A 15,618-nucleotide genomic window follows, 5' to 3' on the forward strand; every position below is an offset into this window, starting at 1 on the left:
GGATGGGACGGTACCTATAACGGCAGACCGCTGCCCTCGAGCGACTACTGGTTCCGGGTGGAATACACCGAGGACGGAAACGCAAAGGAATTTAAAGGACATTTTACCTTAAAACGATAAATAGAAAAACAAGTAATAAAATTAAAAGCCCCGCAGATAATGCGGGGCTTTTAGCTTTACTATTAATTAGCGAAGCTGTTTTTTAATTGAAATATGGATTTATTAACTCTTCTTCAGAAAGATTGTAACTGATCAGAGATAAATTTAATGCTTCAGTATTCAAAAAAAATGATTAAAAGTTGAAGCCAAGCGATACTACAAAATTGCTGTAAATGGAATTGATCTTGGCAACATCGGTTAAACCTACGGAATATAGCTTTTGGTTGCGTTCTTGTTCTGATCTGGAATAAGCAAGATCGCAAGTGACCCGTCCAAAATTATAACCTGCACCTAAAGAAAACCCTGTAAGATCTCCAACTATTTCAGTATTTTTATAAGGGCTTTCCTCATAATGAAAACCTCCTCTTAGACTAAGTTGGTTAATTCTGTATTCGGCACCAGCTTTTAAGGCTGAAGCACCTTTCAGTGTGTTATTAAGAGTGTTGTTTAAATCATTAAAAAAAGAGCTATAGGAGTCATTTATTTCGCTAAACTTGATAGCGGAATAATCTTTATAAGAGTAATCAAAACTAATCAATCCTTTTTGGCCAAAAATATAGGCGGCGCTGGCTGTAACCTTTGCGGGTGTACGAAGTGTGTAATCTTCATAAACATTAATTATTCTGGGATCTACTTCTTGGTAAATAGACTGACCTTCAAAAACACGCCGGCTTTCAAGATATTGGGTTGTTTCTTCAGAGATTTGATACCAAGTGGGTGAATCAAAACTTAAACCAAGGCGGAAATTGTTTGCAAGCTTCGCAATAGCTCCAATTTGAGCAGAAATTCCGGCTCCCGTAACCGAAAGATTGTTTTCAAAACCAACTCTATTAACTGTGGAGCCTGGATTGCTGTTGGTTTCAAGTAGAAATGAACTTTGGTCGAAATCTAGGGTATGTGTATTTATATTAATTCCTAAGAAATAATTATCGGTAATCTGTGTGGCAAGATTTATTGAAAATTTACTGTTGTATCCCTGTGAAAGATAGGCATACTCTTGTTTAAAACTTCCATCGGCGATATTTGAAATATATGCTGTGTTTGAAGGATCGTTTGGGTCAACTGGATCAAAAAGAAAGCCCTGATAGCCTAAGAATGCATTTTGGGCACCGGGTAAATTTAACCCGCCTAAGTAAGAATATTTTGAAGAAATAGATTCATTTCCATTTGTTTCCAATAGATTTAAAGGAATGCCTTGCGCTTGTTCTAAAAAGAAATTTCCGATGGAATTATTTCCTGTTCCTGCAATGTATAGTTCATTGTCAAAACTTTTTGTAGTATTATAATTCAATCCAATCGTGAATTTTTTAAAAGCAGATTCTTCGTTTGAATTATTTATAACGAACACGCCTCCCAATTGATTTATGGCAACGTCGTCTGAAAAACTTTTTTCACTGTTGTTGAAATAATTTGCTTTGTTTTCCACATCAAACAAAGAGGCAGAAAACATCAGGTTTGAATTTAGGAAAACCGCCCCTCCAGCAGGGTTTACGTTAATTGCAGAAAAATCGCTACCCAAAGCACCCATAGCTCCGCTAAGCGCTGTAAAACGAGCAGTTCCAATGTTTTGTTCGGTACTATAACGCAGGCCATCTGTTGTGTTTTGAGCTTGGGAGATTGCCATAGTGAAGGCAGCTATTATAAAGAATGGTATTTTTTTCATAGGAATAAAATATTTTAAAAAAATAGGAAATGATAATGCCCAAAATAATCATTTCGGTTTAGTTTGAAATGGTCAATGGGCATCATCATATTAAACTTATAAAAAGTATATTTTGAAAATTAATTTTAGCCACGGCCTCCTCTTCCGCCTCCGCTGCTTCGAGTACTTCCGCTACTAGAACTGCCACTGCTGCCTGAACTCCTTACGGAACCAGAATTACTACTTCTCGTACTTGGTGTAGTACTTCTAACAGTATTGTTGCTTCTTGTGGGCTGTGAGTAACTGCCGCTTCGTGTTGTGTTGGAAGGTGTATTTCTTATAACCCGAGTTGAATTGGGGCTAGTAGTGCGAACATTATTGCTGCGAATAGTGCCGCTGCGAGTTGAGCGTGTTGTGTTTGCTCGAACATCGTTTCTATTTATGCGACGGGTTGTTTCCGAGCGGCTATAAGATGAATTTCGTGTTGAAACATTTGATCTTCCACGAGCTTCGGTTCTGTTATAATCTGTGTTTCGTCTTCCTCGATTGTAGGATACGCCGTTGTAATATGAATTGTTATAATATGGGTTATAATTTCCATAGCCATAATATGGGTAGCCATAACCGTAACCATAACCATATCCGTAATATGGGTAGCTCCAACCGTAACTTATGCCCCAATAAGGTGTGGAGTAGCCATAATATGGATATCCCCAGCCCCAATAGCCACCATACCAATAAGGATTGTGATAGAAGCCATAACCGCCAGTGTTATAAATATTTATTGTAACGTTTTCGGCATTGTTTCCCCAAGACCCATAACCTTCTTCATTGTAATTTTCTTCAATGATTATGTTTCCCTCTTCATCTAAACTTTCGGTAGTGGAATAGGCATCAATATCAGTGAATATAGCTCCTTCTTCTGGCAAATCAGAATAGGCATTAGACTTTGATTGGAAATATTGCTTATAGTAATTTGATCTTTCATAAGGATCTTCAACGTTGGTACTTCCTTCTTCAGTATTTGTATTGTTACCAGATGCGTAAATACCATCATTTTCATTGTAACCGTTGTTATATGTTCCGCATGATGTGAGCAAAAGTGTAAAAACCCCTGCCAATGCTATTGGAATGAAACGTTTTATATTAAAATTTTGAGTGAACATATCTATGGTAATTTTATTGTTGGACATCATAAAAATAAGTAGTTTTGCGGACAATAACTAATCATTTAACATAGACACAACATTTGTGCCAAAAACTGGGCTATGGCAAAGAATTTAACAACAAGGGAGGAAGATTACTCCAAATGGTATAATGAGCTGGTAATCAAAGCAGACCTTGCGGAAAACTCTGGAGTTCGTGGCTGTATGGTTATTAAGCCCTACGGATATGCTATTTGGGAACGCATGCAAGCCGAACTGGATAGAATGTTCAAAGAAACTGGGCATCAGAATGCTTATTTTCCATTGTTTATTCCAAAATCATATTTCAGTAAAGAGGCTAGCCACGTTGATGGTTTTGCAAAGGAATGTGCCGTAGTTACACATTACAGATTGAAAAACGCCGAAGATGGTAGTGGAGTTATTGTAGATCCGGATGCCAAATTGGAAGAGGAGCTGATTGTTCGCCCAACTTCAGAAACCATCATATGGGATACTTACCGAAAGTGGATCCAATCTTATCGAGATCTTCCGCTTTTAATAAACCAATGGGCAAATGTGGTGCGTTGGGAAATGCGCACGCGTTTGTTTCTGCGAACTACTGAATTTTTATGGCAAGAAGGACACACAGCTCACGCAACCAAAGATGAAGCAATAGCTGAAGCAGAACAAATGATGAATGTGTATTCAGATTTTGCTGAGAATTATATGGCTATTCCGGTTATAAAAGGAACAAAAACTGAAAGCGAACGTTTTGCTGGAGCTCTGGAAACTTATTGTATCGAAGCTTTGATGCAAGACGGAAAAGCACTTCAAGCTGGAACATCCCATTTTTTGGGTCAGAACTTTGCAAAGGCTTTTGATGTAAAATTTACTTCCAAAGAAGGGATTCTTGATTATGTTTGGGCAACTTCTTGGGGTGTTTCCACAAGATTGATGGGTGCTTTGGTTATGACTCACAGTGATGACAATGGTTTGGTCTTGCCACCAAATCTGGCTCCTGATCAAGTGGTTATCGTTCCTATCTATAGAAAAGATGAAGAGCTTGAAGCCGTAGATAAAGTAGCTAAGGATTTGATGAAGCAATTGCGCTCTAAAGGAATTAGAGTAAAGTATGACGATCGTGATACACATAAGCCAGGTTGGAAGTTCAATGAATATGAATTAAAGGGCGTTCCAATCAGAATTGCCATTGGCCCAAAAGATGTAGAAAAAGGAACTGTGGAATTGGCCAGACGTGATACACTCCAAAAAGAATTCATTAACAATGAAAATGTAGTTGAAAAAGTAGTTTCATTGATGGATGAAATTCAGGATAATCTATATAAGAAAGCTGTTTCCCACAGAGCTGAAAACACTACTGAAGTAGCTTCTTATGAGGAGTTTAAGAAGGTTTTGGACTCCAAAGGTGGATTTATTTTAGCCCATTGGGACGGAACAACAGAGACAGAAGAAAAAATTAAAAACGAAACTAAAGCCACAATAAGATGTATTCCTTTGGATGGAAGTATTGAGGCTGGAGTCTGCATGGTTACAGGAAACCCCTCGGCTCGGAAAGTGCTATTTGCAAGGGCTTATTAATTTTTTTTGAAAAAAGTAATTTATGATTTGCGGCATTCAAAAATAGTTGTATTTTTGCATCCGCATTAAAAAATTAAAATGGTCCGTTCGTCTAGGGGTTAGGACGCCAGGTTTTCATCCTGGTAACAGGGGTTCGATTCCCCTACGGACTACAAAAATTAGAATTTAACAAAAACAAAATGGCAAATCACAAGTCAGCATTAAAGAGAATAAGAAGCAACGAGGCAAAGCGCTTGCGTAACCGTTACCAGCACAAAACTGCCCGTAACGCCATGAAGAAGTTTCAAGAACTTACTGACAAGAAAGAGGCTGAAACTATGTTTCCAGCAGTTGTTTCTATGATAGACAAATTGGCGAAGAAAAACATTATTCACACGAATAAGGCTTCCAACTTAAAATCGAATATGGCTAAGCATGTAGCTGCGCTATAATTTTTTTTGATTAAACTTTTTGAAAACCCTTTCAGGAAACTGGAAGGGTTTTTTTGTTGAAGATTTTGGAAAGACTATTGTTTTTTAACCGAATTTGGAACCAAACCAGAAAAATCGCCATCATTTCGCATCACATCTCGCACAATGGTTGAAGATATATTTGAAACTTCCGGAGAACAAATTAGAAAGATGCTTTCTACCTGCGCCATTTTATAATTGGTCTGCGCGATGGGTTGCTCATAATTTAAATCTGTAGTATTCCGTAAACCGCGAACTATAAACTGTGCTTTTTCTGAAATGCAGAATTTTGCAGTAAGCCCGGAATAACTTTTTACCGTAATTTTCGATTCGCCTTGAAAAGATTTTTCAATAAAATGGATTCTTTCTTCTAAGGAAAACATCGTCTTTTTATCAGCGTTTAGGCCAATGGCAATAATCAATTCATCAAAAAGTGGGAGTGCACGTTTAATTATATCAACATGTCCAAGAGTAATGGGGTCAAAAGTTCCAGGAAAAACTGCGCGTCTCATTTTTAAGTTATTTGTTTACTAAGTTAATGAGTTAAAAGTGAAACCGGTTTCTTTTTCAGAAAAATTTAGATATCAAAATTGCCAGCGCTGCAATTACCGTGGCCAATACAACACCTCTAGCTCGATAGTTTTGGTTCTTTTTTAAAAGGATAAAAAAAACGATTAGGTTCAAAATTGCACCTAAAGCGATTAAGCTTCCCAGAAAATCACTTTCCAATGCTGCTTCTAGCGTTGATTCCAAGCTGAGTTTTGAAAAAAAGAAGATGTATAAATAGGTGCCGGCCATATTTGCCGCCAAACCTATCACCAAACCAATCAATATTTCCTTTATGTGTGGCTTCATATTTATTTCATTTTGGATGTTTTTTAGCATCAGCATTTATAAATCCCAAGTATTGAGCTCTTTCATTGCGTGATGGGCGGTTAGATCAAACTGTACAGGAACTACTGATACAAAACCATTGTGTAGCGCCCATTCATCGGTGTCTTCGCCTTTGTCCTCGTTTACGAATTCTCCAGTAAGCCAGTAGTAATCGCGTCCCAGCGGATTGGTACGCTTGTCAAATTTCTCTTCCCAATGTGCATTGGCCTGCCGGCAAACTTTGATGCCTTTTATTTCGGAAGCATCCAATTTGGGGATATTCACATTTAATACAACGCCTTTTGGAAGTCCATTTTTAAGAACCTGCTCGGTAATGGATTTTACAAACTTTTTTGAAGGTTTGAAATCGGCTTCCATAGAATAGTCCAAAAGCGAAAATCCAATAGACGGTACACCCAGCGTTCCTGCTTCAACGGCAGCACTCATTGTTCCGCTGTAAATTACATTGATGGACGAGTTGCTTCCGTGATTTATGCCGCTAACACAAAGGTCTGGTTTGCGTTTCAAAATTTCGTTTACTGCTATTTTAACACAATCCACAGGAGTACCGCTGCAGCTGTATTCCTTATGGGGTTCTCCGTTTATTACCTTTATACTATTGCAGTACAAAGCATCGTTAATGGTTATGGCGTGGCCCATACCACTTTGCGGTGAGTCTGGAGCCACTACGCAAACGTCGCCCAGTGTGTTCATTACTTCAATTAAGGTTCTAATGCCAGGAGCGTTTATGCCATCGTCATTGGTTACTAAAATGAGCGGTCTTTTTTTGGACATTGGTTTTTAAAATTTTAAGAAACAAAAATACATTTATTAATTCTGTCTCGATAGCCATCGAGATTAGAATTCAGAATTGAATAAAGTTGTTTAACAAAAAATTAGTACCCAAATCCTTTAATGGCACGGTTTTTTATATAATTTAGGCACTCTTAAAATATACTACCACTATGCGCATAATGAAGAAGAATTTTAAAGTTTTGTTTCTTGTTGTTTTTGTTTCTGTAGCTTCCTGCAGTTTTACAACCAAGGAATTTAACGATCCCGATAAAGACAAACTACTATTAGACCTTATAACATACGTGCTTCAAAAGGGCCATTATGATCCGAAAGACATAAACGATCAGTTTTCGGCAGATGTTTATGAGAACTTCATAAATGGACTCGACCCTTTAAAAAGATATTTCATAGCTTCTGATATTGCCGAATTCAGCAAATACAAAACTGAGATTGATGACCAAATTAAAAATAAAGATCTTTCGTTTTTCGATTTGGTTTACGGTCGTTTTCAGGAGCGTATGGAAGATGTGAAAAAGATCTATCCCGAAGTTTTGAGCAAACCTTTTGATTTTAATGAAAAGGAAACCATCAATGTGGATTATGATAAATTGGCTTATGCCGAATCTAAGAAAGATTTGAAGGCGCGCTGGAAACAACAATTAAAATTCACAACACTTTCGGGTTATTATGATTTGGTAGAAGATCAAAAGAACAAAAAAAAGGGCATTACTTCATCTGAAGAAGCTACCGATAACGATATTGAAGGTGATACAGATTTTTCTAAAACTGACAAAAAGTCTAAGACAGAAGCAAAGGAACCTTTTGAGCCAAAGTCTTTGGAAGAACTTGAAAAGAAATCTCGCGAAACCACAAAAAATTCCTTGGATGAATATTTTGACTTCACCAAAGATTTGGAACGTAAGGACTATTTCTCAATTTATTTAAACACAATTGTTGAAGAGTACGATCCGCACAGCAACTATTTTGCACCGCCAGAAAAAGACAGGTTCGATCTGCAAATGTCAGGAAAGCTGGAAGGCATAGGAGCAAGGCTTCAAAAGAAAAACGATTATATCACGGTGATTGAAGTTATAGGCGGGGGCCCAGCGTGGCGAAGTGAAAAAATTGAAGTGGGCGATGCTATTTTAAAAGTAAAACAAGAAAATGAAGATGATGCCGTAAGCATAATTGGTATGCGTATTGATGACGCCGTGAAATTAATAAAAGGTCCAAAAGGGACCCAAGTTACGTTGACAATAAAAAATGTGGACGGAACAATTTCCGACAAAACCCTTACCCGCGATATTGTTGAGCTTGAAGAAACCTATGCAAAATCTTCATTTATTGAAAAGGACGACCGCAAATTTGGATTAATAAATCTGCCGCAGTTCTATTTTGATATGGAAAATTACAAAGAAAGAAATGCAGCCACAGATGTTAAAAAAGAAATCATCCGCCTAAAAGAACAAGGCATGGAAGGTCTTGTTTTGGATCTTCGCGACAATGGCGGCGGATCTTTAAGAACTGCTGTGGATATTGCAGGTCTGTTCATAAAAAAAGGGCCAGTTGTGCAAGTTGCTTCAGCAGGAAATAAAGAAGTACTTGAGGATAAAGACAGCGAAGTGGTTTGGGACGGCCCATTGGTTATTTTGGTGAACGAGCTTTCCGCTTCGGCTTCAGAGATTTTGGCCGCTGCAATGCAGGATTACAAACGCGCAATAATCATTGGTAGTAAGCAGACCTATGGAAAAGGAACTGTACAGAATGTTATAGACCTGAACCAATGGCTCCGTAAAAATGACATGGGCGATTTGGGCGCTTTGAAAATAACTTCCCAAAAATTCTATCGTGTCAATGGTGGTTCAACCCAATTGGAAGGTGTAAAAAGCGATGTGGTTATGCCAGATCGATACAGTTATATTGATATAGGCGAAAGAGATTACCCAAACCCGTTGCCCTATGATAAAATTGATGCTGCAAAATATACTGTTTGGGACGGTTACATTGATTACGACGAAACTATTCAAAAAAGCAAAGCTAGAATGGCTCAAAACGAACATTTGACATTAATCGATGATAATGCAAAATGGATAAGGGAACGTAGAGATGAAAAAGAGGTAAACCTTAATTATAAAGATTACAGCGCCGATATTGATAAACGCAAACAGGAAACCAAACGTTTTGAAGCGATTGATAAATACGACAATCACCTAACTTTTGAATCCTTGCCTTATGAAACAGCATTGATGAAGCAAGACACAACCCTATCTGATAAGCGCAAAAGATGGCACAAAAACCTGATTAAGGATATGTATATTGAAGAGGCTATCAATGTGCTTGAAGATTTAAAGCTCAATAATATTAAAGCTGGAAAAGTAGCTGATATTAAAAATTAATAAAAGGTTGAAGCCAATGCTTGTTTCTTAATGATACAAGCTAAATTTTACTAAATTTGAAGTGTGAAAAACTCCACTTCATTAACCAGAATAGCGCTCCGAAAGTTCAAAAAAAACTTTTGGGGCGTTTTTAGTTTGGGTTTTTTAGCGCTCTGTGTGTTGGTTGCGATTTTTGCGTATGCCTTGGCGCCAGATAATTCACAGAACGCAAACCAAATGCATCTTTCCATCCATTCTAAAAATCCGGGATTTTCTGTGCAGATGTTAACCATTCCCGCTACTGTGGAAGCGCAAAATCCATTATCGGTATTCTTCTTCGGAAAAAAGAATGCGGATACGGAAATTCCTATTTCGAAATTTTATTTGACGGAAAGTTCAATCGAAATAACAGAGTATACACCAGATGGAACTGACGGTCTTGAAAAAGGATATGCAATTTCACATTTCCCCAATGCAAGCTCAGTTAAAGAAATTTCAAAGAAATACATTTCAGAAAAAAAATTCCTTCTCGGAACCGATAAATACGGTCGCGACCTGCTGAGCAGAATGTTAATAGGCATTAGGATTTCATTGGCTATTGGTTTTGTTGCCGTGTTCATTTCATTAGTAATAGGAGTCACAATGGGAGCCATTGCTGGCTACTTTGGAGGAAAAGTGGATGCTGCAATAATGTGGCTTATCAATGTTACTTGGTCTATTCCAACTTTGCTTTTGGTGATTGCTATCACCTTGGCGCTAGGCAAAGGTTTTTGGCAGGTTTTTATAGCCGTAGGGCTCACAATGTGGGTAGAAGTTGCTCGCGTAGTCCGCGGTCAGGTTATGGGCGTAAAACAGATGCAATACGTAACCGCTGCAAGGGCTTTGGGTTTTAATGATTTCAGAATAATTGTAAATCATATTTTGCCAAATAGTATGGCACCTGTTATCATTATTTCTGCTGCCAATTTTGCGGGAGCTATACTTATTGAAAGTGGGCTCTCTTTTCTGGGAATCGGAGCACAGCCGCCAATGCCAAGTTGGGGCGGTATTATAAAAGACCACTACGCCTATATTATTTTAGGAAAACCCTATCTTGCCCTAATTCCTGGGCTGGCCATTATGAGTTTGGTCACTGCTTTTATGTTAATAGGAAATGCCCTGCGCGATGCGATGGATGTGCGGAATAATTAATTGAATTTTAATGAACCGAAAATACATTTACCCTTTAGTAATTATAATCGTAACAGTTGTACTCTATTATGCTGACGATTTATTCGAAAAAGACAATAATTCAGTCGCTAATACTTCAATAGTAAAGCGAGGAAATTCAAATGAATTTGACGACTCTTTCCTTCCTGCATCAACTACGGGAGCCATTGTGAAACACAATTTTTTCACACTTTCCTATTCCGAAAAAGACGAACAGGCAGAGTGGGTGGCTTATGAATTGGCTAAAAGCGACCTTTCAAAAAATGAATTTGAACGACCTTATTTTATTGAAGATAAAAGTGTAAAAACGAAATCTGCAGATTGGCGCAATTATAAGAATTCGGGTTACGACCGTGGCCATCAATGTCCAGCAGGTGATAGAAGAATATCTTTTGAAGCTTATAACGAAACATTTTTGACCAGCAATATAAGTCCGCAGGACCATAGTTTTAACGCTGGTATCTGGAACCGCTTGGAGCAGAAAGTGAGGTTTTGGGCTGAAAAATATGACGGCGTTTACGTTGTTACAGGAGGTGTTTTAAAAGGAAATATGAAAACCATTGGCGATGAAAATGTATCGGTTCCCAATGAATTCTATAAAATAGTTGTTGATGTTTCCAATGGCAATTATAAAGCCATCGCGTTCGTTATTCCGAATAAACCTTCTAGCGATTCTTTTTATGAATACGCCATTTCCATTGATGAAGTTGAAGCTAAAACCGGAATTGATTTTTTCCCGAAATTGCCAGATTCCATTGAAAACTCAATGGAAAATACAATTGATTTAAAAGCTTGGGGTAGGAAATAGTGGTCAGTACGCTGTTATCAGTATCCAGTTGCAGTTGACGGTAAGTTCAGTTTGCTATGCGTAGTGATAATTCGCCCCATCCAGCTTTACAAAAATAAAGAGCAAAATAGTAAAACCCCACAAGGCCGATCCTCCGTAACTAAAGAAGGGAAGCGGAATCCCAACGGTTGGAAAAATGCCTGTTACCATCCCGATATTCACAAAAAAGTGCAAAAAGAGAATTGCCGCGACACTATAACCATAAACTCTTCCAAATTGATTTTTTTGTTTTTCCGCCCGATAGATAATCCTTGTTATTAGTGCAACAAACAGCAGTACAACTATCATACTTCCCAAAAAGCCCCATTCTTCGCCTACCGTGCTGAAAATATAGTCAGTATGTTGCTCAGGCACAAAATTTCCTTTGGTCTGTGTTCCCTGTGTCCAGCCTTTTCCGAGCCAGCCGCCATTGCTAATTGCTATTTCGCTTTGGTTGGTGTTATAACCAATTCCGCGGGCGTCGACTTCTTTTCCCAATACAATGTTGAAACGGTCACGGTGGTGCTGCTTAAAAACGTTGTTGAAAATATAGCTTACAGAAAATGCGAAGGCAATACAACCAACCGCAATTAGAATGTATTTTATAATGCTAGGACGTTTTCTTCTATTCCGATAAAATAGAATTCCAGTCAATAGAACTACGCCAACGGCAACCCAAACCGCCCCAAAAGCGAGTGTTGATACAAAAAGCATAACCGCAAAAAGACCCAATAGCAAATAAACCCCATGAAGTCCTTCTCTGTAAAGCGGAAAAACAAACGCAGCATAGATAAGCGCGCTTCCAGGGTCTGGTTGAAGGATAATTAAAACTGCGGGTAGGGCAATAATAATAAGGGCTCCTAACTGGTTCTTTAAATCCTTCATATTAGTTTGAATATCACTCACATATTTTGCAAGTGCTAAAGCCGTAGTGGCCTTTACAAATTCACTGGGCTGGATACTTACGCCTCCGAAATCATACCAAGAAGTGGAACCAGCAATTGTTTTACCGAGGACGAAGAGCCCCACGAGTGATATTAAAGAAACTATATAAATAACACTAGCAAAACGTTCATAAAATTTGGATTCAATGGCGAGCACAAAAATAATTATAATAACGCTTAAGCCTATCCAAATCATCTGTTTGCCATAGATTTGGTCAAAATCGAAAAAACCTTTTGCGCTATCGCTAAGAGAGGCGGAATAGATATTTACCCATCCCATTGCAACCAAGGCAATGAAAATAAAAATCATCAACCAGTCAAAACGAACATAACTTTTGCTTGCTGCCATTAACGATTTATTGAAAAGGGTTGACCACTGTAAGGTTTGGCGTATTCTGCTTCGAGGCTTCCTTCCAGCACATATTTTTCCATATCGGTACGCGTAATCTCACCTTTTAGATATTTTTCAACCATAAGCCCAGCAATTCGTCCTGCCCAGCGTGAACCCCAGTATCCGTTTTCCACAAATACCGCAATAGCAATTTTTGGATTGTCCATTGGCGCAAATGCTACGAAAATGGAATGATCTGTAAGCTGAACGCGTTTCCCGCCAATTTTGGTGAAATTTTCTGCGGTTCCAGTTTTCCCGCACATCTCAATGCCAGGAATTTGAATTGAAGCCGCTGTTCCTCGCTGATAAACTTGATGCATTCCTTCCACAACAGGATAGAAATCTTTCTCTTCCACTGCGGTGTAATGTTTTTCAGTAAATTTCTTCGGAATGGTATCTGGCCCTATTATATTTTTTATAATGTGGGGTGTATAATAATAACCGCGATTGGCAATTGCTGCTGTAAAATTTGCCATTTGCATCGGGGTGAGCAAAACTTCCCCTTGCCCAATAGCATTGGAAATGGTCGCCAAGGAAGACCACTTGTGTTCAGGAAATTTGTGAATCTTGTTATAATATTTTGATGTGGGAATGTTACCCTTTTTTCCGCTGGGAAGATCATACCCCAAAAAGTCTCCTAGACCAAAACTCATGAGGTCATTTCTCCAGGCATCAATCCCTTCCTGTGGGGTTGGGTATTTATCAATCACTCTTTTATAAACATTGCAGAAATAGGCATTGCAGCTGTTGGCTATCCCGCCAATCATTGATAAGGGGCTAGGGTGGTGGTGGCACCCCAATATTCGGTTGCCATACCTATAACCACCGTAGCATGAGAAAGCATCTTCAGTAGTAACCACGTTTTCGTGAAGGCCAATAAGCGCAATCAAGGTTTTAAAAGGCGATCCAGGGGGATATTCTCCCATCAAAACCCGATCGTACAAGGGCTTTGCTAAAGTGTCATACCATAATTTTGTAAAATTCTTCGAACGTTCACGCCCAACTAAAAGAGACGGGTCATAACTGGGCGCAGTAATCAATGCCAGAATTTCGCCCGTAGATGGCTCAATGGCAACAATACCGCCTCTTTTATGAACCATCAGTTCCTGTCCGTATTTTTGAAGAGTAGCGTCAATAGTAAGTTGAATATCGTTTCCGCGTTCAGGGAGGGTGTCAAAAACACCTTCTTTATAGGGGCCAATGTCTCTATTGAAACGGTCCTTCTGAATGTATTTAACACCTTTTATTCCGCGAAGTACATCTTCATATTCCTTTTCAACACCAGCGGTTCCAATAAGTTCGCCCATTTGGTAATAGGAATTTTTTTCGATGATAGCATTGTTTACTTCTGCAATGTAGCCCATCACATTTGCTGAATGGTCCACTTGATATTCGCGAAGGGAGCGGCGTTGAATGTAAAACCCTTCATATTTGTGCATTTTTTCCGAAAGAGAAGCATAATCGGCCTTGTTCAATTGAGGAAGCACTACTGAAGGAAGACGTGGTGAGTACACTCGCGCTTTGTGCAATATTTCCTTGAATTCCTCTTTGGTTATTTTTAGCAAACCACAAAACTCCAAAGTGTCCAAAGGTTTTACATCTTTTGGAATCACCATCACATCATACGACGGCTGGTTTGAAACTAAAAGTTTATTGTTGCGGTCAAACATATAACCTCGCTGTGGATAGTCGTACATTACCTTAATGGCACTGTTTTGAGCAAGAGAGTCTGAGGAAGCATCATAAACTTGCAAATAGAAAAGCCTGGCCGTAAAAAGTAGGCCACTTATAAGAACCAATGCTATAAGTACAATTTTTCTCATGTAGATTTTCTATTGAACAAAATCAAGGTACACACTACCAAAACTATGGTAAATATCCCAGAAAACAACGTAGATTTAAGTAACAGTGGTATGTGCTTTACACTAAAAATTTCCAAAGAAAACATCACAAAATGGTGCATAAAAACCAAAGAAGAAATGTACGTTAGCCTTTCCATGGGGTCGGCTTTTTTAATTTTTATACTGTTGTATTCATAGCTAACGCCGAACGAATATTTTAAAACTACTGGGCGAATGTAGGCTATAAAAGCACAGGCCGCAGCGTGAACGCCACCGGAATCCTCAAAAATATCGATGGATAGTCCCAAAAGGAAACTTAAAAATATTAAAAGCCCTTTGTTTCCGTCCAATGGATACATCAAAATGAAGAAGATATATAGATAGGGATTTATGTAACCTGCAAGATTTATATTGTTAAGCATCAGTACTTGAAGAAAAACAAGTGCGATAAACCGAACTATATTTATAACAACATCATTGTTCTTCATCTTCCATTCTTTTTTCCAGTTCTATAATTTCTTGTGCTTCCTTATTTTCAATTAAGTAAACCTGCTCAAGACTCGTCATATCATTAAAAAGATCAATATTTACATAATAATAATTGTCATCGTTATCAAGATGAAAATCTTTTACGGTACCAATAAAAATCCCTTCAGGAAAAATTGTAGATCTTCCTCCAGTTACAACTGTATCGCCTTTTTCCAACTTCGCAAGTCTTGGAATATCTATTAATTGTGCAACGTTTGGGTCTTTAGTATTCCATATAAGCGATCCGAAATGGCTGGATTTTTTTAGCTTCGCATTAATCCTGCTTTTTGTATTCAAAATAGATTGGACGGTTGCATAGTTTTCTGAAACATCACTTACAATGCCCACAATTCCTTTGGAAGAAATAACGCCCAAATCTATTTTTATACTATCTTTTCTGCCTTTGTCCAACGTGAGTTGGTTTTTGGTTTTCGAATAGTTGTTATTGATAACGCGTGCGGTAAAATATTCATATTTATTAGGAAGAAGGGTGCTGTCCAGCTTTTCAAAAACAACTACTTCCTTAAATTGGTCCAGCTTTTTCCGAAGCATTAAATTTTCCTGAAGCAACTGTTCGTTTTCTTTCCCCAGTGAAAAATAATCTGTAATGCTATTTTTGTATGAATAAACCCCGCCTGTAACATAATTGGCAGAGCTTATAAACTTATTATTGTGATAATTGTGAGTTTGGATGGTGAGCGCTACGGAAATTGTAAAAAGCACGGCAAACAACAGGAAATTTTTATTCCGAATGAAGAAAAATATAATCTGCTGCATTGCTTTGTGGGGTTAATAAATTCTGCTTTCTAATGGGAGCAACGCCATAAATGGGCAACTATTCT

At 38.2% G+C, this 15,618-nt stretch carries 15 protein-coding genes and 1 tRNA gene; 7 read left to right on the forward strand and 9 right to left on the reverse strand.

All coding sequences use genetic code 11. From position 1 onward, the window contains the following. A partial coding sequence (locus ESU54_RS18245; protein ID WP_146848100.1) for a T9SS type B sorting domain-containing protein occupies positions 1 to 120 on the forward strand: 120 nt, incomplete at its 5' end. A 172-nt stretch (positions 121 to 292) separates the two neighbouring features. Here the strand turns inward: ESU54_RS18245 and ESU54_RS08115 are convergent. Together ESU54_RS08115 and ESU54_RS08120 are read right to left on the reverse strand one after the other, a co-directional pair. Continuing rightward, positions 293 to 1,822, reverse strand: a complete 1,530-nt coding sequence (locus ESU54_RS08115; protein ID WP_146848101.1) for an OmpP1/FadL family transporter — start codon at positions 1,820 to 1,822, stop codon at positions 293 to 295. A gap of 125 nt (positions 1,823 to 1,947) precedes the next feature. Beyond that, positions 1,948 to 2,997, reverse strand: coding sequence for a hypothetical protein (locus ESU54_RS08120; protein WP_146743990.1), 1,050 nt, complete (start codon positions 2,995 to 2,997; stop codon positions 1,948 to 1,950). Between the two features lie 72 nt (positions 2,998 to 3,069). Here ESU54_RS08120 and proS point away from each other — a divergent pair, with 72 nt between their 5' ends. From proS to rpsT, 3 genes are all read left to right on the forward strand, one after another. Further along, positions 3,070 to 4,545, forward strand: coding sequence for a proline--tRNA ligase (proS, locus tag ESU54_RS08125; RefSeq protein ID WP_111844464.1), 1,476 nt, complete (start codon positions 3,070 to 3,072; stop codon positions 4,543 to 4,545). An 80-nt stretch (positions 4,546 to 4,625) separates the two neighbouring features. Beyond that, positions 4,626 to 4,697, forward strand: a tRNA-Glu gene (locus ESU54_RS08130). 27 nt (positions 4,698 to 4,724) lie between these two features. Beyond that, complete coding sequence (gene rpsT, locus ESU54_RS08135; protein WP_111844465.1) at positions 4,725 to 4,976, forward strand: 30S ribosomal protein S20; 252 nt, start codon at positions 4,725 to 4,727, stop codon at positions 4,974 to 4,976. A gap of 74 nt (positions 4,977 to 5,050) precedes the next feature. Here the strand turns inward: rpsT and coaD are convergent, their stop codons facing one another. The 3 genes from coaD to surE are packed head-to-tail and all read right to left on the reverse strand — an operon-like array spanning position 5,051 to position 6,662. Then, positions 5,051 to 5,506 (reverse strand): pantetheine-phosphate adenylyltransferase, encoded by a 456-nt coding sequence (gene coaD, locus ESU54_RS08140; protein ID WP_111844466.1) that lies wholly within the window; start codon positions 5,504 to 5,506, stop codon positions 5,051 to 5,053. A 55-nt stretch (positions 5,507 to 5,561) separates the two neighbouring features. Next, on the reverse strand, positions 5,562 to 5,849 hold the full coding sequence (locus ESU54_RS08145; protein ID WP_111844602.1) for a hypothetical protein: 288 nt from the start codon (positions 5,847 to 5,849) through the stop codon (positions 5,562 to 5,564). A gap of 36 nt (positions 5,850 to 5,885) precedes the next feature. Continuing rightward, positions 5,886 to 6,662, reverse strand: a complete 777-nt coding sequence (gene surE / locus ESU54_RS08150) for a 5'/3'-nucleotidase SurE (protein WP_111844467.1) — start codon at positions 6,660 to 6,662, stop codon at positions 5,886 to 5,888. Positions 6,663 to 6,841: 179 nt separating this feature from the next. Between surE and ESU54_RS08155 the strand changes: the two genes are divergently transcribed. From ESU54_RS08155 to ESU54_RS08165, 3 genes are all read left to right on the forward strand, one after another. Continuing rightward, positions 6,842 to 9,058 (forward strand): carboxy terminal-processing peptidase, encoded by a 2,217-nt coding sequence (locus tag ESU54_RS08155; RefSeq protein ID WP_170253269.1) that lies wholly within the window; start codon positions 6,842 to 6,844, stop codon positions 9,056 to 9,058. A gap of 63 nt (positions 9,059 to 9,121) precedes the next feature. Further along, positions 9,122 to 10,228 carry an ABC transporter permease gene (locus ESU54_RS08160; protein ID WP_111844469.1) on the forward strand — a complete coding sequence of 369 codons (1,107 nt, stop codon included), beginning with the start codon at positions 9,122 to 9,124 and terminating at the stop codon, positions 10,226 to 10,228. A 10-nt stretch (positions 10,229 to 10,238) separates the two neighbouring features. Continuing rightward, positions 10,239 to 11,054: a DNA/RNA non-specific endonuclease gene (locus ESU54_RS08165; RefSeq protein ID WP_111844470.1), complete on the forward strand. Its 816-nt coding sequence runs from the start codon at positions 10,239 to 10,241 to the stop codon at positions 11,052 to 11,054. A gap of 54 nt (positions 11,055 to 11,108) precedes the next feature. Here the strand turns inward: ESU54_RS08165 and rodA are convergent, their stop codons facing one another. Genes rodA through mreC form a run of 4 tightly spaced genes read right to left on the reverse strand, consistent with a single transcriptional unit; the run spans position 11,109 to position 15,553 of the window. Beyond that, entirely contained in the window at positions 11,109 to 12,365 is a 1,257-nt protein-coding gene (rodA, locus tag ESU54_RS08170) for a rod shape-determining protein RodA (RefSeq protein ID WP_111844471.1), read from the reverse strand. Next, entirely contained in the window at positions 12,365 to 14,230 is a 1,866-nt protein-coding gene (gene mrdA, locus ESU54_RS08175; RefSeq protein WP_111844472.1) for a penicillin-binding protein 2, read from the reverse strand. Before mrdA ends, rodA begins: the two co-directional genes overlap by 1 nt. Continuing rightward, entirely contained in the window at positions 14,227 to 14,736 is a 510-nt protein-coding gene (locus ESU54_RS08180; protein ID WP_111844473.1) for a rod shape-determining protein MreD, read from the reverse strand. Before ESU54_RS08180 ends, mrdA begins: the two co-directional genes overlap by 4 nt. Beyond that, on the reverse strand, positions 14,723 to 15,553 hold the full coding sequence (gene mreC, locus ESU54_RS08185; RefSeq protein ID WP_111844474.1) for a rod shape-determining protein MreC: 831 nt from the start codon (positions 15,551 to 15,553) through the stop codon (positions 14,723 to 14,725). Before mreC ends, ESU54_RS08180 begins: the two co-directional genes overlap by 14 nt. Positions 15,554 to 15,618 lie beyond the last annotated feature (65 nt).

It is taken from the genome of Aequorivita antarctica (genome assembly GCF_007997155.1).
GTDB classification, from domain to species: Bacteria; Bacteroidota; Bacteroidia; order Flavobacteriales; family Flavobacteriaceae; genus Aequorivita; species Aequorivita antarctica.